At 46.5% G+C, this 20,037-nt stretch carries 17 protein-coding genes; 13 read left to right on the forward strand and 4 right to left on the reverse strand.

What is annotated here, in order from left to right:
* Window positions 1-87 precede the first annotated feature (87 nt).
* From JAO78_RS03140 to rarD, 5 genes are all read left to right on the forward strand, one after another.
* Entirely contained in the window at window positions 88-954 is an 867-nt protein-coding gene (locus JAO78_RS03140) for a class I SAM-dependent methyltransferase (protein ID WP_226749885.1), read from the forward strand.
* 177 nt (window positions 955-1,131) lie between these two features.
* The gene (gene fadD / locus JAO78_RS03145; RefSeq protein WP_226749886.1) at window positions 1,132-2,787 is read left to right on the forward strand and encodes a long-chain-fatty-acid--CoA ligase FadD; all 1,656 of its coding nucleotides are present in this window, start codon (window positions 1,132-1,134) and stop codon (window positions 2,785-2,787) included.
* Window positions 2,788-2,835: 48 nt separating this feature from the next.
* Window positions 2,836-3,969, forward strand: coding sequence for a ribonuclease D (gene rnd, locus JAO78_RS03150; RefSeq protein WP_226749887.1), 1,134 nt, complete (start codon window positions 2,836-2,838; stop codon window positions 3,967-3,969).
* A 145-nt stretch (window positions 3,970-4,114) separates the two neighbouring features.
* Complete coding sequence (locus JAO78_RS03155) at window positions 4,115-5,482, forward strand: DUF4397 domain-containing protein (RefSeq protein WP_226749888.1); 1,368 nt, start codon at window positions 4,115-4,117, stop codon at window positions 5,480-5,482.
* A gap of 228 nt (window positions 5,483-5,710) precedes the next feature.
* The gene (rarD, locus tag JAO78_RS03160) at window positions 5,711-6,610 is read left to right on the forward strand and encodes an EamA family transporter RarD (RefSeq protein ID WP_226749889.1); all 900 of its coding nucleotides are present in this window, start codon (window positions 5,711-5,713) and stop codon (window positions 6,608-6,610) included.
* Between the two features lie 75 nt (window positions 6,611-6,685).
* Here the strand turns inward: rarD and JAO78_RS03165 are convergent, their stop codons facing one another.
* Genes JAO78_RS03165 through minC form a run of 4 tightly spaced genes read right to left on the reverse strand, consistent with a single transcriptional unit; the run spans window position 6,686 to window position 10,232 of the window.
* Entirely contained in the window at window positions 6,686-8,407 is a 1,722-nt protein-coding gene (locus JAO78_RS03165; protein ID WP_226749890.1) for a hypothetical protein, read from the reverse strand.
* Between the two features lie 41 nt (window positions 8,408-8,448).
* Window positions 8,449-8,709, reverse strand: coding sequence for a cell division topological specificity factor MinE (gene minE / locus JAO78_RS03170; RefSeq protein WP_226749891.1), 261 nt, complete (start codon window positions 8,707-8,709; stop codon window positions 8,449-8,451).
* Between the two features lie 3 nt (window positions 8,710-8,712).
* Window positions 8,713-9,522 carry a septum site-determining protein MinD gene (gene minD / locus JAO78_RS03175; protein ID WP_226749892.1) on the reverse strand — a complete coding sequence of 270 codons (810 nt, stop codon included), beginning with the start codon at window positions 9,520-9,522 and terminating at the stop codon, window positions 8,713-8,715.
* Between the two features lie 11 nt (window positions 9,523-9,533).
* On the reverse strand, window positions 9,534-10,232 hold the full coding sequence (minC, locus tag JAO78_RS03180; RefSeq protein ID WP_226749893.1) for a septum site-determining protein MinC: 699 nt from the start codon (window positions 10,230-10,232) through the stop codon (window positions 9,534-9,536).
* A gap of 146 nt (window positions 10,233-10,378) precedes the next feature.
* On the opposite strand from minC, the gene JAO78_RS03185 reads away from it, so the two are divergent.
* The 8 genes from JAO78_RS03185 (at window position 10,379) to ligA (ending at window position 20,036) form a co-directional block, all read left to right on the forward strand.
* Complete coding sequence (locus tag JAO78_RS03185) at window positions 10,379-10,663, forward strand: YcgL domain-containing protein (protein ID WP_226749894.1); 285 nt, start codon at window positions 10,379-10,381, stop codon at window positions 10,661-10,663.
* Window positions 10,664-10,674: 11 nt separating this feature from the next.
* Entirely contained in the window at window positions 10,675-11,730 is a 1,056-nt protein-coding gene (locus tag JAO78_RS03190) for a lytic murein transglycosylase (protein ID WP_226749895.1), read from the forward strand.
* A gap of 2 nt (window positions 11,731-11,732) precedes the next feature.
* Entirely contained in the window at window positions 11,733-12,395 is a 663-nt protein-coding gene (locus JAO78_RS03195) for a fumarylacetoacetate hydrolase family protein (RefSeq protein ID WP_226749896.1), read from the forward strand.
* Window positions 12,396-12,890, forward strand: a complete 495-nt coding sequence (locus JAO78_RS03200; protein WP_226749897.1) for a YcgN family cysteine cluster protein — start codon at window positions 12,396-12,398, stop codon at window positions 12,888-12,890. It abuts the gene before it with no gap.
* Window positions 12,891-12,892: 2 nt separating this feature from the next.
* Window positions 12,893-13,546: a mechanosensitive ion channel domain-containing protein gene (locus JAO78_RS03205; protein ID WP_226749898.1), complete on the forward strand. Its 654-nt coding sequence runs from the start codon at window positions 12,893-12,895 to the stop codon at window positions 13,544-13,546.
* Window positions 13,547-13,607: 61 nt separating this feature from the next.
* Window positions 13,608-17,018 (forward strand): AAA family ATPase, encoded by a 3,411-nt coding sequence (locus tag JAO78_RS03210; RefSeq protein ID WP_226749899.1) that lies wholly within the window; start codon window positions 13,608-13,610, stop codon window positions 17,016-17,018.
* Window positions 17,019-17,039: 21 nt separating this feature from the next.
* Window positions 17,040-17,930 (forward strand): cell division protein ZipA, encoded by an 891-nt coding sequence (gene zipA / locus JAO78_RS03215; protein WP_226749900.1) that lies wholly within the window; start codon window positions 17,040-17,042, stop codon window positions 17,928-17,930.
* A 66-nt stretch (window positions 17,931-17,996) separates the two neighbouring features.
* Complete coding sequence (gene ligA, locus JAO78_RS03220) at window positions 17,997-20,036, forward strand: NAD-dependent DNA ligase LigA (RefSeq protein WP_226749901.1); 2,040 nt, start codon at window positions 17,997-17,999, stop codon at window positions 20,034-20,036.
* Window position 20,037: the final 1 nt, after the last annotated feature.

Below are 20,037 nucleotides of genomic sequence, written 5' to 3' on the forward strand. Positions count from 1 at the left end.
TAGGGCGTTATCTTAAAGCGAATTGTTTGATCGCAGTGGCTTATGCAGAGTTCGCATCTTAATAATGTTATGTAACAAGGTTTTACTATGAAAAAAATAACAACAAGCATAGTGTCTTTAGGTTTATTACTGGCGTTAATGCCTACGCCGAGCATTGCTAATAATGCCACCGAGTGGCAGCAGCGTTTGACCGAATTGTCTGAGAGTCGTTCGCGTGGAAAGGCTCACTTGCAGCGCAACCAATACCGCAATCCAGTTGAGACCTTAATGTTTTTTGGTATTGAGCCGCAAATGTCCGTTTTGGAAATTTGGCCAGTACGAGGCTGGTATACCGAAATTTTGGCGCCGTTTTTAAAAGATGAAGGGCAACTGACGATTGCGCATTTTCGTTTAGATGGTAGTAATAATGCGGGTGAAAAAAGTGTGTTCTGGTCTCGACTGACCAACCGATTAGAGCAGCGCATATTGCAGCAAGAGGCCACTTTTGGCCAAGTATCTCGCGTCGCGTTAGATCCCCCCAACTTTATTCCGCAACTAGCCGCTGACCAATTTGATATGGTATTGAGCTTTCGCAATGTACATATTTGGGATCAGGCAGGACATTTGCGAGCAACGTTAGAAAATATGTTTCGGGTACTCAAACCCGGCGGTATCTTAGGTATGGTGGAACACCGCGCTGCCAAAGTCACCGAGCTGACCAGTTATGCTGTAGAAGGTTACACTGATGAAGCCTATTTAATTGCGGTTGCCGAGGCCATTGGCTTTCACTTAATTGACCGTAGTGAAGTTAATGCCAACCCAAGAGATACCAAAGATTATGTGAAAGGTGTCTATACCTTGCCGCCAACATTGGCGCTAGGGCAAGAGGATCGCGATTTTTACCAAAATATTGGCGAAAGTGATCGGATGACGCTGAAATTTATTAAACCACAAGACGTCGACAGCGTAGATTGATTGTCTGCTGCAAACATTTATGGGATGATTAACCTAGAGTAAAAACTCAGCATTTAGATGGCAGCAGTAATTACTGTATAAACATCAACACAACTATAACGATAAATGGTTTTGTCAGAATACAGCATAGACGCCTGACAGCGACCAGATAGAAAAACTTCAAAAAAGGAGTAGACGGTGGATAGAGTCTGGTTAGAGAGTTATCCTGAAGGTGTGCCGGCAACAATTGATCCCGATCATTATTCGTCATTAAACGACATTTTTAGCCGTAGTATTGAAACTTACGCCGATAAAGACGCTTTTATCAATATGGGTAAGAGTCTTACTTATCGTGAGTTAGATCAGCAAAGCCAAGCCTTTGCCGCGTACTTGCAAAATACCTTGGGTTTGGTTAAAGGCGACGCTGTCGCGATTATGATGCCTAACCTTTTACAATACCCAGTGGCGTTAATGGGAATCTTGCGTGCCGGTTGTACCGTAGTCAACGTAAACCCCCTTTATACGCCTCGGGAATTACAACATCAGCTGTCAGACTCTAAAGCCAAAGCCATTGTTATCGTCGATAACTTTGCGCACACGCTGATGGCGGTAGAAAAACAATTACAAGTTGAACATGTCATCTTAACCAAGATGGGTGATATGTTAGGTAGTGTCAAAGGTTCGGTCGTTAACTTTGTTGTGAAACACGTGAAAAAGTTGGTGCCCGCCTATCAACTGCGTAAAGCCATTCCCTTTAAACAAGTGCTGAAAGAAGGTGCTAGGCTGCAATGGCAAAAACCGAACATCAGCGGTGAAGATATTGCCTTTTTGCAGTATACTGGCGGGACTACCGGCGTATCAAAAGGCGCCATGTTAACCCATCGCAATATGGTGGCAAATTTAGAGCAAGCCAGCGCCTTTTTAGATCACTTTTTAGTGGCAGGAAAAGAGTATGTTGTCACGGCGTTACCGCTTTACCACATCTTCGCGTTAACGGCGAATTTCTTTGTGTTCTTTAAGCTAGGTGGTACCAATTTACTGATCACCAATCCACGTGATATGCCCAACTTTGTTAAAGAACTCGCTAAATTTCCGTTTACCTCGATCACGGGCGTCAACACCTTGTTTAATGGTTTGTTAAATACGCCAGGTTTTGACAAACTGGATTTTAGTACGCTAAAACTCTCTCTGGGTGGCGGTATGGCGGTGCAACGGCCAGTCGCTGAACGTTGGAAAAAAGTCACCAAGAGTCGCTTATTGGAAGGTTACGGTTTAACGGAGTGCTGCCCACTGGTTACTTTAAGCCCGGTGAACTTAGAAGACTTTAACGGCAGCATTGGCTTACCGGCACCGTCAACAGACATCCGTTTAATTGATGATAACGGTAACGATGTTGCCCTAGGTGAGTCAGGTGAAATGTTAGTGCGTGGCCCACAAGTGATGCTGGGATATTTAAACCGCCCAGAGGAAACCGCTAAAACCATCAAAGAGGAATGGCTTTACACTGGTGACATTGCCCGGATGGATGAGCAAGGTTTCTTTTATATTGTCGATCGTAAAAAAGACATGATTTTAGTGTCGGGCTTTAACGTCTTCCCTAATGAAATTGAAGAAGTTGTCGCCATGAACGATAAAGTACTTGAAGTGGCCGCAGTGGGTGTTCCAAACGACGTAGCGGGTGAAGTGGTTAAAGTGTTTATCGTGAAAAAAGATCCTTCTTTAACCGAGCAAGAAGTGATTGCGCACTGTAAGCAACATTTAACGGGCTACAAAGTGCCTAAACTGGTAGAATTCCGCAAGGAATTACCCAAAACGAATGTAGGCAAGATACTACGCCGCGAATTACGCGGTTAGTTCTTAGAGCCGGCGATTGCCGGCTTTATTTTTTGAAGAGAGAACACCATGTCGTTGCTTAGTGATAATCAAAGTTTAGCCCGTTTTTGTTTGCAGGCAGCAGAGCAGCCTAGCTTAGCGGTTGATACTGAGTTTATCCGGCAAAGTACCCTGTCACCGAAGTTAGGGTTAATTCAATTATTTGATGGCCAGCATTTTGCGCTGGTAGATCCGCTGGCGATTGATGATTGGACGCCATTACAAACGTTGTTTGCAGCGCCGCATATTTGTAAAATTCTGCATTCTTGCACCGAAGATTTAGAAGCTTTTGCAACCATTAATATTACGCAGCTCACTCCCTTGTTTGACACGCAACTTGCAGCAGAAGTGATCGGTTGGGGTGGGAGTATTGGCTATGCTCGGTTGGTCGAGCAAATTACCGGCGCGGTGATCGATAAGAGTGAAGCGCGTACTGATTGGTTGGCAAGGCCATTAGCGCCCGCACAGTTAGCGTATGCTGCGAATGATGTAAAATATTTGCTCGATGTATATCAACGTTTGCTTAGTGAATTTAAAACCCCGCAGCAACTCGAGGTTTTATTCGCGGAAGGGCAACAATTACTGCAATGTCGCCAGCATCAATTGCCTGATCAATTTAAGTTTTTAGAGATTAAAAACAGTACCCAATTAAATAGTCGTAAATTAGCGGTATTACGTGACATCGTAAGTTGGCGTTTTCAGTATGCCAGTAGCAAAGATCTGGCATTGGGTTTAGTGGCTAAAGATGCTCAGTTGCTGGAATTAGCGAAACGCCGCCCGGCCACCCCAGAAAGTTTATTGAATATACCCGGCATGGCGACTCGTGATATGCGTCGACATGCCAAACTATTAGTGGAGTTAATTCAGCAGGCGAAAGCGTTAGCGCCAGAGCAGTGTCCACAACGTTTTTATCATCTTGACCGTTTTGCCGGAGAAAAGGTGGTGTTAGCTGAACTGGGGCAGGCGGTGAAAGAAGCCGCTGCCAGTAGTGGTTTGCCCGCCCCATTTTTGTCAACCCGTCGGCAATTGCATGAGTTTTTTAATTGGTGTTGGCGGGTGTCCGATGAGCAACGTTCACAATTACCGGTCCCTGAATATTTACGAGGCTGGCGTGCAGAGCTACTAAAACCGTTTTTACCCAAACCAGCACATATCGACTTTTAAATTAACTGAACAACAACGTTAGTTAACGTTAAATGGATTTATGTAAAAAATAGGTGTTTTCTTTCGATATTTGTCAACTTTTTCGATTGATCCCTTAATTTTGAGACAGCGTAAATTTTCCCGCTTATCAATTAAAAGGGTATTAATGATGAAGAAAATATTAACACTTTCCTTAGCTTCTGTGGCAATGCTTTCCTTAAGTGCTTGTAACAGCAGTAACGATGATGAAACCATCACACCACCAGGTCAGCCTGCAGCCGTTGCGGATGCCACCTTGAAGTTTGTACATGCCTCGTCAGATGCACCTGATGTCAATATTCGTTTTGGCGCGAACGCGGTATCGGGTTTGGCTTATGCTCAGAGTTCTGCAAATTTCAACGTGACTCCGGACACATACCAAGTTGCTGTTGATGCCATTTTACCAGGTAATAGCACTGCCACAGTGATTGGCCCATTGGGTGTGACGTTAGCCGAAGCGACCAACTACACCGTATTTGCTGTTGGCTCTGTTGCAAATGAAACCTTAGAACCGCTAGTGGTTACCTCTGATGTTGCGCCACTGGCTGCGGGTAACATCCGTGTGCAAGTTGTACATGCGGCTTCAGCAGCACCCACTGTGGATGTGCATGTTACTGCGCCAACGGATGCCTTAACCGCTCCCTTAGCAACTCTTGATTATAAAGACTTTACTGCGCCCGTAGATGTGCCAGCAGGTAACTATCGTGTCCGTATTACACTTCCTGGCCAATCTACCGTTGTATTTGACTCGGGTACTTTAGAGTTAGCCGCAGGCACGGATTTAGTGGTAGCGGCAATCAACAACCGTTTATCAGGTGCTTCACCTGTCTCATTGTTAGCGGTTGCTCCAGATGGTAGCTTCTTTGATGTGGCTGATGCCAATACCACTTCTTCAGTGCGCGTCGTACATAACGTCTCAGATGCACCTGCTGTTGATGTTATCGTTAATGACAGTATTGAACTGGTTTCGGCGTTATCTTTCCCTGACTTCACTGATTATGTGGGTGTTGCTCCAGATACCTACAATGTTAAAGTCGCTGCGGCTGCAGATAATAGTGTAGTGGTCATTGATGCAGACCTGACCTTAGATGCTGGCGCGTTTTACAGTGTGTTAGCCGTGGGTTCTTTGCAAAATGATACCATTGAGCCGTTAGTGTTAGCGGATATGCCACGTCGTGTTGCCACTGAAGCACAAGTGCGTATTGTGCATGGGTCTACCTTAGCCGGTCCTGTTGATATCTATGTTACTGCTACTAATGATATCAGCGCTGCCACCCCTGCGTTTGCAGCTGTGCCATTTAAAGCCGACACCGGTTATGTATCGCTAGCCGAAGGTACTTACTTTGTTACGGTAACACCCGCGGGTAGCAAAACGGCTGCTATCGGGCCATTATCGTTAGACTTAGAGGCTAACAAAATCTACACCGCGGTTGCTCGTGATGGTGTAGGTTTAACCGGTAACGTGGGTTTGATTTTATTAGACGATTTTAACTAAGTCGTTACTGAAATACTTTTTCCTGTATCTTGAGCGACTAGCCTTGGCTAGTCGCTTTTTTTTGCCTGAGGCCTGCATTATTTAAGCTATTGTTTATATTGATGTAACGTCCTATATTTGACCGCTTTGTTTTTGCAGCAGCTAACAGGCCGGTGTGGCTTAGCACAGATAGAGGCAGACGCATCCCACCGTTGTGCGTATAATCGGCCGCTAATTTACGGGGTGGTTATGTCGTTAACGCGTGAACAAAAACTCGGTGGTGTATTTGCTGCCAGTGCTTATACCTTATGGGGCATTGCCCCGTTATACTTCAAACAGATTGATTATATCCCGGCTGCGGAGATTTTAATTCACCGTATTGTTTGGTCATTTCTCTTATTAACTTTGGTGATTGTTGCACTGCGCCAAGTACACAGCACCTTTAGGGTGTTTCGTCAGCCGAAAATGTTGGCTAGCTTATTGCTGACTGCGGTATTGCTAGGTGGCAACTGGTGGTTGTTTATTTGGGCGGTGAATAATAAACACATGCTCGATGCCAGCTTAGGCTATTACATAAATCCGTTGCTGAATGTGCTACTAGGTATGGTGTTTTTGGGCGAGCGCTTGCGTAAATTACAGTGGCTGGCGGTATCGCTGGCAGCAGCAGGTGTGTTGTGGCAAATCATCAGTTTTGGTGCTTTGCCTTGGGTCGCTTTAACTTTGGCGTGTTCTTTTGCGATCTATGGCTTGTTACGCAAAAAATTGGCGGTCGATGCCATTACTGGTTTGTTTTTTGAGTCTTTATTGTTAATGCCCCTGGCGCTGTGGTATTGGAACACCTTTGCAGAGAGTTCAGCCGTTAATTTGTTAGACAACACCTTGGCGTTAAACGCTTATCTTATGGCTGCGGCCTTTGTGACCACGATCCCTTTGCTGTGCTTTATTGCCGGTGCGCGTCGTTTACGCTTGTCGACAATGGGGTTCTTTCAATATATCGGTCCAACTTTTATGTTTATCTTTGGTGTTTGGCTTTATCAAGAGCCGTTTGTGGCCGAGCGCTTATTTACCTTTAGTTTTATTTGGGCGGGGCTAATTTGTTACAGCTATGATGCTTGGCGTAACTCGCGCCAATCGCGAAAAGCCGGCTAAAACAAGCAATAAAAAAGCCAGAGCATGGCTCTGGCTTAAGGTATCTTTCAGGCGGTTACAACCGCTAAACGGAGTTTAGTCTGCCAGTTTCATTTCTGTGCTGATCACGACACCATGCTCGTTGACACCAACAGACATGCCAATTTTCATATCTGATTGCAGCATCGATTCAAGCTCGGCAGGCATAGGTTGTCCTGACATGGCAAACATTTCACCCAGAGCGGCAAAGAACTGTTGATAATCCATACCAAAAGCAATCATGCCGTTTTTCTTTAAGGCTTCTTTAGCGATCACTTGTGCTTGAGCGGTGGCTTTATCACCCACATACAACAAGAGGTGATTACCGCTTAGCTTTAGCCGTACATCTAAATTAAGCATGGCGACGGGTGGAAAAATATCCGCTACGGCAATGTCTTCGTCATCAGCTGGCAGCGTAATATTCGCCAAAGGCGGTAACATCGCTTTGGCATTTGCTAATAAGGTTTGTGGATTATCAGCCGACAAGGTCACTAAGGCATCAGCCGCTTTTGGCTGCCCTGTGTTCATGTCGATGCTAAAGCCATTAATAGTTACTGAAGCACCTTGCAAGCCATTGGCAGCCATGCCGGCCATGGCTAACATCATCATAGGGTTTTGCGCTTTCATCTGCTCTTGTATCGCCACAAGTGGCTCACAGCTAAGCGTCAGATCTGTCATGCCAGCCCACATTTTACTAATAGCTGGGGTCAGTTGGCTGATCTCAGTTCCCATGGCTAGGTAGAACATGGACGGATGGATCCCACCCGTTAAGCTAGACGGGATAAAGCCTTGCATACTCTGCATGCCTTCTAAAGCAATTTTGCTTTCTGTAGGCCAAAGCATCGTGCCGCTCATATGTAAACCGCTGTTATCTTGCTGGGCAATTTTGGCATCCATTACTAAACCTGGCCAAGTTTTCGCGAGCATGGCGGCATCAGTACGACAGGCATCGCTGTGCCACACTTCAAGCGCAGCAGGTAGGCCATCTGTAAAAGTTAACTGCAAATCTTTAGCTAATTGATTGCCATCAGTAGTGGTTAAAGCTAAAGCCAGCTGTTCGGTACTTAAAAAACCAATGCCATCTTGATGCAGCTGATATTTCTTGCTCATTTCGGTGAGCTTTTGGCTGTTACCTAAATTTTGTGCAGGCTTACTTTGCGCTAAACTTTGCGCGCGGTGCTCAGCCGATAATTGCGTGTTGTGTAAAACCACCGTACCCCAGCCGCGATCAATACTGACCAACAGCTCTAAACCAGGCATGGCATCACCTAAGGGATAAGCCTGATAGCTATGCTCGCCCAACTGACGTTGTTCAGAGACGACGCCGCTTTGGGTCGCTGCGCGCTCAAAGAAAGCCTGAAAGGCTAAAGCGTCAGACACTTCAAAACGCACCACCGGTGCCGCGCCAACTAAATAACTGAGCGAGCGTGTTTTGGCCATAATGCCAGTATTGGCAACAAAGGTTTCTGGTGATGTTAATACGGTCAGGTAGTCTTGAAATAAGGCTATGGCAAATTTCAATGCTGGCGAGCCATTCTCAGATAATGCGGCCATCGCTTGCTGCATTTCGTCAGAATTATATTGTGCCGGTGACATACCGAGACTTTTTAAATAGGACACGATATCCAGAGCAGTAAATTGGCCAGAAAACAGCGCGGTATCTGCAGGAACGTAGTCTAGCTCGGTAAACGAGCTTGGGCTGGTCGATGATTGATTGAGGGCTAAATAGCCAGCAACGCCTGCGGCAACGATAGCGGCGGCAATTAGGGTCTTGCGCATTGTCTGCTCCTTTGACATAGAGTTATGATAAAAAGCGCTGCTTAGCGCTTATCATCGGGGAAAGTAACGTTTAGCTCGAGTACTGAAAGTTCATCACTGCGTTGTTCCAATGACACGGCAATTTGATCTGCAGGGATATCGACATATTTACGAATGACTTCTAATATATCACGTTCCATTTGCGGCAAGTAATCTGGGCCAGAGCGTCTTTTGCGTTCATGAGCCACAATGATTTGCAGGCGCTCTTTGGCCGTGCTGGCGGTATTTTTTTTAGTTGAACGAAAATAATCCAGTAGCGACATTAGTTATCCTCCAAAGATCCTTTTGATAAAGCCCTTTTTCTCAACGGTCAGAAAACGGAATGGCCGTGTTTCGCCTAGCAGGCGTTGTACGGTATCTAAATAAGCCTGACCAGCATCACTATCTTTATCTAAAATAACGGGTTGGCCCGAGTTAGAGGCATTGAGCACCGCTTGAGACTCAGGGATCACGCCTATCAGTTCGATGGCTAAAATTTCTTTAACATCTTCAACGCTCAGCATTTCGCCCTTTAACACGCGTTCAGGGTTGTAGCGGGTTAATAGCAGATGTTCTTTAATGCCTTCTTTACCATGCTCGGCGCGTTGTGATTTGCTGGAGAGCATACCGATAATGCGATCAGAATCGCGAACTGACGACACTTCAGGGTTGGTCACCACGACCGCTTCGTCGGCGAAATAAAGCGCCATCATTGCCCCTGATTCGATACCCGCTGGCGAGTCACAAATAATAAAATCAAAATCTTCAGATAATTCTTTCAGTACACGCTCAACACCATCACGGGTTAGGGCGTCTTTATCGCGTGTTTGTGATGCTGGTAAAATAAATAAATTTTCTACGCGTTTATCTTTAATCAGTGTTTGTTTTAAATTCGCTTCACCGTTGATAACGTTAACAAAATCATAAACAACCCGGCGTTCGCAGCCCATAATTAAATCGAGGTTACGCAAACCAATATCAAAATCAACAATGACGGTCTTTTTGCCAGCCAACGCTAAACCGGTACCAATCGCTGCGCTGGAGGTGGTTTTACCGACACCGCCTTTGCCCGATGTAACCACAATAATCTTTGCCATAGTGACGATCCTTACACTAATTCTGAAATGACTAAGCTCTCGTCCTGCCATTTAATGCAGGCCGGTTTGCCCCAAAATTCACCTTGCAGACTATCGCTAAGCCAGTAGTTTCCAGCTATCGACACTAATTCTGCCTGCATATTAAAACAATACACGCGTTTGCTATGATCACCATTAGCTCCCGCAATAGCTTTACCCCGAAGGGAGCCGTAAATATGGATGTTGCCATCGGCAATCACTTCAGCGCCGGCGCCAACGGCACCTTTGATAATGAGATCTGCGCCTTTAGCATAAATTTGTTGGCCTGAACGTACTGTTTGTTCAACCACTTTGCTGTCCATGGTGCTCTGTGTTACTTGCGTTTGAACGGCTTTTTCAACGACGGCCGCAGCCGCTTTGACCGGCGCTTTACCGGCTTGCAGTACCGCTAAGCCTGCTTGTTGCGCTGCCGTTTTTTGCTCATTATTGGCACCGGTTACACCAACCAGTACTAAATTTAATTTGGTAAACACCTGTTTTAAAACAACAAAGTCAGGCTCGTCCCGATTGTCTTGTAGATTTAACACGATAGGTGCCTGATAAAAGAAGCCCGGTGCTTGGGCGAGTTTTTCAGCGAGAAGGGGCTCAAGGGTATGAATACTTAGATCAGTACAATGTAACACGGACAAAGGGAACAAACTGCCCTTTAACTCTAAGGTGTGTTCAGACATAAAAATTCAGTGCTTTTGCTATTATTATTACTGCCATTGCAGCGTTATTATTTGCGTTACCGACAAGCGGCGCCATTACGCAAGACCTGAGCTTCATGTTATAGTCTTGCTATCTGTTAGGCAAGTTAGTGAAGTAGTTTTATTCTATGTTATGCGCCATTTATCGTAGCCTGCGTAAAGAAGGCACTTATCTGTATATTGAAAAGCGTGATGACTTCGAAAAGGTCCCCGCTTTATTACTGCAAAGCTTCGGAAAGCCGCAACTGGTTACCTTGCTCAATTTAGCTAAACGGGAACATTTAGCCCAAGTTGAAATCGAAAAGGTGAAAGCCGCTTTAACCGAGCAAGGCTACTATTTACAATTACCGCCCCCACCAGAAAATTTGCTTGCAGCACACAAAGCGTATAACGCGTCTTCGCTGCAAAAATAAAGGAGAGAAGTATGACAGGATTAACATGGCGTCGCTTGACTACCGCCGCGGGCTTGTGGCTTTGCAGTTCAGTGGCATTGGCGAATACTGAGGTGGCTCAATCTGCCGAAGTGGCTAAACCCGACTTTGCCAGCTACACCGCGGCCTTTAAAGCAGAAGCTGCAACTAAAGGTTATGATGCCGCTTTATTAGATGCCGTATTCTCCAGCCTAGAATTTCATGAGCGGGTGGTAAGCGCCGATCGCAGTCAACCTGAAGTGGTTGAAACGCTCAACACCTATTTACCGAAGCGGGTCAGTGAAATCCGCATTCGTATGGCGCGCGAGCGTTATCAACAATACCTACCGCAACTAGAACAAATAGGCCAACGCTATGGTGTACAGCCACGCTTTATTATCGCGCTTTGGGGGTTAGAAAGCAGCTTTGGCCGTTTTATGGGCACTTATTCCATTCCCTCGGCTTTAGCCACCCTTGCCTATGAAGGGCGTCGCGAAACCTTTTTTCGCCAAGAGTTTTATAATGCGCTAGATATTCTGGCAGAGGGCCATATCACGCTTGAAAACATGAAAGGCTCTTGGGCTGGCGCCATGGGGCAAAGCCAATTTATGCCAAGTTCTTTTATGGCTTATGCCCAAGATGGGGATGGGGATGGTAAAAAAGATATTTGGACGAACGAGCTGGATGTTTTCGCTTCTATCGCCAATTATTTAAAAAACCAGGGTTGGGATAACAACAAAACTTGGGGGCGTGAAGTGTTACTGCCAGCCAATTTTGATCCGAGCCATGCCATTCAACGCGGCAGCTTAGCCCGTGCCGAGTGGTTAAAACGTTGGGATGCTTCTGAGCGCAGTGTGATGCAATGGCACAAACTGGGTGTCACCCGTTTAAATGGTAGCGCTTTACCAAAAAGTGAGCAGCCGGCGGCATTAATTATGCCTGACGGTGAAAAAGGCCGTGCTTTTTTGGCATACAGTAATTACAAAAGCTTAATGCACTGGAATCGTTCTTATTATTTCGTAACCAGTGTTGGCTATTTGGCCGATCTGATTGTGGCAGAGCAGGGCTAAACATGTATCAACATCTAACAATGGCCAACGTCGATATCGCCTTACCTGTGGGTAAGGTGGTGTGTATTGGTCAAAATTATCAAGACCATATCGCCGAAATGCAAAGTACCACCGCTCCCGAAGCCTTGTTTTTCATTAAACCGGCTACGGCGCTGGTGCCATTAGCACCGCAATTTAGTATCCCGCAGCAGCAGGGCGAGGTGCATAACGAGCTGGAAATCGCAGTGTTGATTAAAAGCCGATTATGCAAAGCCGATTATGCCACAGTCAATGATGCGATCTGGGGTTACGGTTTGGCTTTAGATTTGACGCTGCGCCAAGTTCAGGCCAAGTTGAAGCAACAGGGTCGTCCTTGGGAAATCGCCAAGGGTTTTGATGGTGCTTGTCCGCTCAGTGGCTTTGTTCCTAAAAACCAAGTGCAGCATCCGCAACAATTAGATTTTAGCTTATCGGTAAACCAGCAGCTGCGCCAACAAGGCAATAGCGCCAATATGATCCGTGGCATTAATCAGTTAATCAGCGAAATGACCCAGCATTTTACCTTGCTACCTGGCGATGTTGTTCTAACAGGTACGCCTGCAGGAGTCGGGCCATTGCAAGAAGGTGATGTTTTAACGCTAGAGCTCGCTGATTTTTTCTCGATAACAACGCAGGTAACCGCATAAATGGCTTTAACAGAGAATTTTTGGCAGCACAAACCGCTGGCTGAGATGAATAATGAAGAATGGGAAGCCTTGTGTGATGGCTGTGCTAAATGTTGTTTGAATAAGTTTATCGATGATGACGAAAGCGAAGGTCCCACTGCAGTGTTGCATCAAGATGAACAAGTGCATTTTAGTAATATTGCCTGTCGCTATTTAAACAGTCATAAATGCGAATGTACTGAATACACGCAACGCACCGTGCTAGTGCCTGACTGTATCAAACTCACCAAAGATAATTTAAAAGATATTTTCTTTATGCCGACCAGTTGTGCCTATCGCCGTTTACATGAAGGCAGAGGCTTACCGTCTTGGCATCCGCTACTTAACGGCGGTAAAAAAAGCTTAATGCATAAAAAACAAATGTCGGTACGCAACAAAACCATCTCCGAAGATCAGGTCGATATGGACAAGTTCGAAGATTATATTGTTAGCTGGCCATTGAATGACTTGGATTAAGCATGAGTGTAGAGCAATCCATTATTGCTGAAAGCGACTTGCTGCAGCAATTAAGCGGCTATTTAAATCCAACCGTCATCCAGCTAGGGTTATCGGTTTTGACTGTGCTGGCTTATATTGTGATCAGTCGCCGCCTCGTGCCCGTTATTTACGGTTTACTAAAAGGCCGGCGGATGCGTCCGGACATGAATAAACGGGCATTGGTGGTTTTTCATATCTTATTGTTGTTAGTGTTGTTGGTGATGCTTAGCATCGTTTGGGGCGTCGACATTCGTGGCTTATTGGTGTTGGCTTCATCGATCATTGCGGTAGCCGGTGTCGCCTTATTCGCTTCATGGTCATTAATCAGTAACGTAACGGCTTTCTTTATCTTACTGGGGCAAAAAGACTTTGCTGAAGGCAGTAAGGTGCGCATTATTGATGGTAATAATGCGTTAGAGGGCGATATTGCAGAAATTCATTTATTCAATACGGTGCTGAAAACCAACGATAATGAGCGCATTATCTATCCAAATAACCTGATTATCTCGCGACCGGTGGTCATTGTGAGCGTTGCACCGGCTAAAAAGCGGCGTACCGTGGATGTCATGGCAAAAGCCGAACGTTGGCGACAGAAAAACCTACAAACGCGCCCAGTAAACCGAATTAGCAAGTGACAGTACTGTTGAATTTAGGTAGATTGAAAAAATCCAATGATTACAATAACGCAACGGCTGGATGCGCTTAAAACAGATTAAACTTGCCGGCTTTAAATCCTTTGTCGATCCGACCACTGTGCCGTTTCCTGAAGCGATGACAGCGGTGGTTGGGCCTAACGGCTGTGGCAAATCAAATGTTATTGATGCAGTACGCTGGGTGCTGGGCGAAAGCTCGGCCAAGAATCTGCGTGGCGATGCCATGACTGACGTTATTTTTAACGGTTCGGCCCAGCGTAAACCCGTTGCTCAAGCATCGGTAGAATTAGTCTTTGAAAACACACAAGGCCGCTTAGCCGGTCAAATGGCCGATCGCAGCGAAATTGCCATAAAGCGTTTGGTCACCCGCGATGCACAATCCAGCTACTTTTTAAACGGCAGTAAATGCCGTCGTCGTGATATTACCGATATCTTTTTAGGCACAGGGCTAGGCCCTCGTAGTTACGCCATTATTGAACAAGGTATGATCTCGCGGTTGATCGAATCTAAGCCGCAAGAGTTACGGGTGTTTATTGAAGAAGCGGCGGGGATTTCAAAATACAAAGAGCGGCGGCGCGAAACGGAGAATCGGATCCGGCATACGCGCGACAATTTAGATCGTTTAGCCGATGTGCGTGATGAATTAGCCAAAAATATCGATAAGTTAAAACGCCAAGCCACTACCGCTGAGCGTTACAAAGAACTGAAAGCGCAAGAGCGCAAATTAAAAGCTGAGGTGACAACCATTAAATGGTTAGCATTTAATCAGCAATTAACCGGCCTTGAGCAACAACTGGCGGCAGAAGAAACCGAGCTGCTTAAGTTTGAAACCAGCCAGCAAGGCGATCAGCGCATCTTAGTTCAACTAAAAGAGCAGGCGGTAGAGGCACGCACTTCGCAAGAGCGCTGTCAGCAGCAATATTATCAGCTTGGTGCCAGTATTAGTAAGTTAGAGCAGCAAATTGTTAATCAGCAACAGCAACAGCAGTTTTTGCAAAGCCAACTCCAACAAAAACAAGACAGCTTGCAACAATTTAGCCAACATCAACAGGCTGATCAGCAGCTATTAGCCGATTACACGGCGCAACTGACGCAATTTGAGCCACAGATAGCGCTGTTAGAGGATCAGTTATCCGAAGTTGATGAGCAGTTATTGTTGGCTTCTCAAGCGTTACAGCTGCAACAACGACGCTTTGAAGATTGGCAAGAGCAGCGTTTTAGTTTACGCCAGCAACAGCAGCAATTAACAATGCAATTACAGCATCTCGCCCAGCAGCAACAGCATGTTTCAGCACAATTGCAGCGGCAGCAAGCACAGCTCGAGGCTATTGACGAGCAAGTATTAAGCTTGGAGTTAGCCCAGTTAACCGAACAAGAAACCTTAATGGCTGCTGCCGTTACTCAAAGCAGTGTGCAACTCGCAACGTTGCAAAATACCTTAGCTCTTGCAGCCGAACAACGTGAACAAACACAGCAGCAGCTGCAGCAACTGCAAAATCAATGGCAGCTGGTGCATAATGAAGCTCAGCGACTCACGGCGATCCAGCAGTCTTTACCGAGCTCAGCACAGCATGTTTTACAACAGCTGGAAATAGTCGAGGGTTGGGCGCTCGCTGTAGCCTTTGCCTTAGGCGAGTTACAACATGCTCAAATTGGCTGTGCTGCTCAGAGTGAAGTGCAAACCTATTTAGACGCTGCAGCGCAAAGTGCAGTGCCCGGTACGTTAGCCGCCCAAGTGCTTAGCGGCCCTTATCCTGAAAGCTTTCAACATATTTTAGTTGCAGAGTCGTTGGCGCAGGCCAAAGTGATGCAAACCCAATTAGCTGCAGGGCAATCTGTGATTTGCCCGCAAGGGATCTGGCTGGGACAAAACTGGGGGCAATTACCCAGCGCCAATGCAGCCGACAGTGCTTTACTGCGCCAAGAGCGTTTACAACAATTAATAGCTGAACAGCAAAAATTAACTGCTGCACTATCCGTGGCTGAGGCAACGGCTCATGCCGCGAAACAGCGCTGGCAAGACACGCAAAGCCAATTCACAGCGATACAGCAGCAATTAGAGCAGCAAAAAACCGCTTGGCAGCAACAGCAAACCGCTGTGCAGTTAAAACAACAAGCTTTAGCACAGCGACAACAACAACGGCAGCAACTCGTTGAAACCATCGGCGCGCTTCAGGATGAGCTGGTGCTACTTGCAGCCAGCAGCGAGCCTTTGCGCGATCAACAAGAGGTGGTTGCTGAGCAATTAAGTGAGCAACAAGCTGAGCAAATAGAGTTTGAGCAGGCCGAGCAACAGGCTCGGCAGCAAGAAAGTCATTTACGTGGGCAAAGTGAGCGGTTACGCCAACAATTACTAGAACAACAAATGCAACAAACGCTTTGTCAGCGTCAGCAGCAAAGCCTTGCCCAGAACCTCAATCGTGCCCAAGAGCAACAGCAACAATTACAATCGCAAATTGATGAGTTAACCACACAACTGCAGCAACAAGCCGATCCAAGCGAACTGTTACAAGCACAGTTGCAGGAAAATTTAGGCTTGCATGTGGATGCTGAGCAGGCTTTGCAACAGGCGAATGAGCATTTATCGACGATTGAGCAACAAATTCGTGCCCTAGAGCAAGGTCAATCAGGTATAGTGCACTTAGTTGCGCAACAGCAAAAGAAACTGGAGTCGTTGCGCTTAGATGCTGAGGGTTACCGAGTTCGTGCTAACAATATGTTGGAACTCTTACGAGAGCAGCAGGTCATCTTAAAAAGTGTGTTAGCGGATTTACCGGCAGACGCGCAAGAGTCAGTATGGCAGCAGCAACTGGATAAAACCGTAGATGCGGTATCCCGACTTGGCGCAATTAATTTAGCCGCGATAGAGGAATATCAGCAACAAGCTGAGCGCAAGCAGTATTTAGATGAACAACATGCCGATTTAATTGCGGCACTCGATACGCTTGAAACAGCGATGCGAAAAATTGATCGGGAAACACGGCAACGCTTTAAAGAGACCTTTGAGCAGGTTAACCAAGGGTTGCAGCAATTATTTCCTAAAGTCTTTGGTGGCGGCAGCGCTTACTTAGATTTAACCGATGAAGACTTACTGGAAACCGGTGTGAGTATCATGGCGCGACCGCCGGGTAAAAAAAACAGTACAATTCATTTATTATCCGGTGGTGAAAAAGCGTTAACCGCTTTATCATTAGTATTTTCAATATTCAGGCTTAATCCTGCGCCATTTTGCATGCTGGATGAGGTTGATGCACCATTAGACGATGCCAATGTGGGTCGATTTTGTAATTTGGTGCGTGAGATGTCTGAAACGGTACAATTTATCTACATCAGCCACAATAAAATTGCGATGGAAATGGCCGCGCAATTAATGGGGGTGACTATGCAGGAACCCGGCGTCTCTCGAGTGGTGGCGGTTGATGTAGACGATGCTGTCAAGCTGGCAGTAGCCTAAGAACAGTGAAAGGTATAAGAAATGGCTAGCGACTTGCGTATGGTTTTAATTATTTTAGGTGCCTTAGTATTGGGCGGCTTATTTTTACATGGCTTATGGACGGTGCGTAAAAACAGCTCGAAAACGCAACACCGTTATCATCCAGAAGAAAATACCAAGGATGACACGGCTGAAGGTTTTGATGAATTAGGCGTTGGCCCTGTTCGGGTGGTTAAAGGGGCGGCAGCGGCTAAAAAGCCGGTAGAGTTAAAGCGTTTTAATACGCCTCGACCAGAGCTCAAGCCGCAGAGTCGGCCCATTGATGTGCAGCGCCCAGCAGAGCAAAACGATTTATTTAGTGAGCCAAAAGAGCCGAGTTTAAATTTTTCAGCCATAGAGCAAGTAGAGCCGAGCTTATCCGCTGTCGATGACTTTGATTATGAGAACGAGGTTGCGACAGACAGCGCTCACAGCAGTAGCAGTGCCAACGAGTCCGAAGCGTCGTCATCAGAAGTGTTGATTTTGTACGTGCTGTTACCCGAAAATAAAGAGATCCAAGGCCAAGAATTGCTGTCAGCCTTAACGCCTTTAGGTTTTAAATACGGTGATATGGATATATTCCATCGTCATCAAGACAGTGCCGGTAATGGCGAAGTATTATTTAGTCTAGCTAATATGTTTAATCCTGGGACCTTTGCCTTGGATAAAATGGAACAACTGTCGACCCGTGGCCTAAGTTTATTTATGACCTTGCCAGGGCCAGGTGAGCCATTGCAAAACTTTAATTTAATGAATAACGCTGCGAAAAAATTAGCAGAAGAATTTGGTGGTCAGGTGTTAGATGGTCAACGTAGTGTATTAACAGTACAAACGGTACGACATTATGTTGAACGGATCCGTGAGTTCCAACGGCAGCGTTTGATCCATCGTTAAGTTAATATCTAATATCCTAACGGCAGGTAATTACCTGCCGTTTTTCGTCGAGAGTTAGGCCCGCTTATGAAACCAACAGCTGAACAGCAATGCGCTGCTATCCGCCAACAACTGGCAGACTATAATTATCAATATTATGTGCTGGATGCGCCGACTGTCCCTGATGCGGAATATGATCGTCTGTATCGTGAGCTGCAAAAGCTAGAGCAACAGTTCCCTGAATTCATTACCCAAGACTCACCGACACAGCGGGTGGGCGGTGCCCCCTTGGCGAAGTTTGCGCAGGTACAGCATCGCTTACCGATGTTGTCTTTAGACAATGCCTTTGCCGCAGAAGATCTGAGCGCCTTTAGCAAGCGCATGCGTGACAGGCTAGATCTCAGCGGTGAGTTTAGCTTTTGTTGTGAGCCAAAACTGGATGGTTTAGCGGTGAGTATACGCTACGAAAACGGTCAGTTAGTTCAAGCAGCCACACGCGGTGATGGTTACACCGGCGAGGATATTACTAGCAATATCAGAACCATTAGAGCCATTCCATTACAGCTAAAAGGCGAGTCGATCCCAGCAGTGCTTGAAGTGCGGGGTGAGGTGTTTATGCCGCTTGCGGGGTTTGCCCGCTTAAATGAGCAGGCACGGCAACGCGGTGATAAGTTATTTGCCAACCCACGTAATGCCGCTGCAGGCAGCCTACGCCAGTTAGATCCGGCCATCACTGCCACTCGACCACTGATGTTTTACGCCTATGCCGTAGGCCAAGTTGAAGATCCGACTCAGCTGTTAGATAGTGCCTGTCACTATCAGCGTTTGCAGCAATTAAAACAGTGGGGCTTACCGGTCTGTCCGGAAATTCAGTTAGTGACGGGAGAGTCGGCGGTGCTGGATTATTATCAGCAGATCTTAACGCGACGTGCCGAGTTGGCTTATGAAATTGATGGCGTAGTGATTAAAGTCAGTAACTTAGCGCAGCAACAGGCTCTGGGTTTTGTTGCGCGAGCACCGCGCTGGGCCATTGCATTTAAATTTCCAGCCCAAGAAATGCTAACAACCTTACTTGATGTTGATTTTCAAGTTGGCCGCACTGGTGCCATTACGCCTGTTGCCAGACTTGAACCTGTGTCGGTGGGTGGTGTTACCGTCAGTAATGCGACCTTGCATAATCAGGATGAGATTAACCGTCTTGGTGTGCAAATCGGTGACAAAGTGATTATTCGCCGGGCGGGAGATGTGATCCCACAAATTGTGGGTGTGGTGTTAGAGCAGCGGCCTGAGCATGCTGTGCCGGTGCAATTCCCTAGTCGTTGTCCAGTTTGTCAGGCACATATTGAACGCGTCAGTGGTGAAGCCGTGGCACGTTGTAGCGGCGGTTTAAGTTGTCAGGCACAGCTAAAAGAATCGTTAAAGCACTTTGTGTCGCGCAAAGCGCTGGATATTGACGGTCTTGGCGATAAGCTCGTGGAACAATTAGTCGATCATGCACTGGTGAAAGCACCGGCCGATATTTTTGCCTTAGATATGCCGTCTTTGCTGGGGTTAGAGCGGATGGCCGAAAAGTCAGCATTAAAGCTGTTGCAGGCGATTAAGCAGGCTAAAACCACAACCCTAGCACGTTTTATTTATGCTTTAGGCATTCGTGAAGTCGGTGAGGCGACTGCGCTGAATTTAGCCACGCACTTTGCATCCTTAGATGCCTTAGCGCAAGCGAGCAACGAGCAATTATTAGCGGTCAGTGATGTCGGTTCAGTAGTGGCAGAGCATCTGGGCCATTTCTTTGCTGAGCCACATAATCAGGCCGTAGTCGCCGATTTGCTGGCCCAAGGTGTGCACTGGCCTGCCATGAGTAAAGTTGCAGCAACGGAGCAACCCTTAGCGGGGCAAACCGTGGTGCTGACTGGAACCTTACAAAGCATGGGCCGCGATGAAGCAAAAGCGTTATTGCAACGTTTAGGTGCCAAGGTCTCGGGCTCGGTTTCTGCCAAAACACATGTGGTAGTTGCGGGAGACAATGCCGGTTCGAAACTGGTTAAAGCGAATGAGCTCAATGTGCCTGTGTGGGATGAAGCTGATATGCTGCAATTGTTTCAGCAACATGGGCTTGTCGATGCGTAAT

Origin of the sequence: Alishewanella maricola (assembly GCF_016343785.1) — a bacterium.
In the GTDB taxonomy this organism is placed as follows: Bacteria; Pseudomonadota; Gammaproteobacteria; order Enterobacterales; family Alteromonadaceae; genus Alishewanella; species Alishewanella maricola.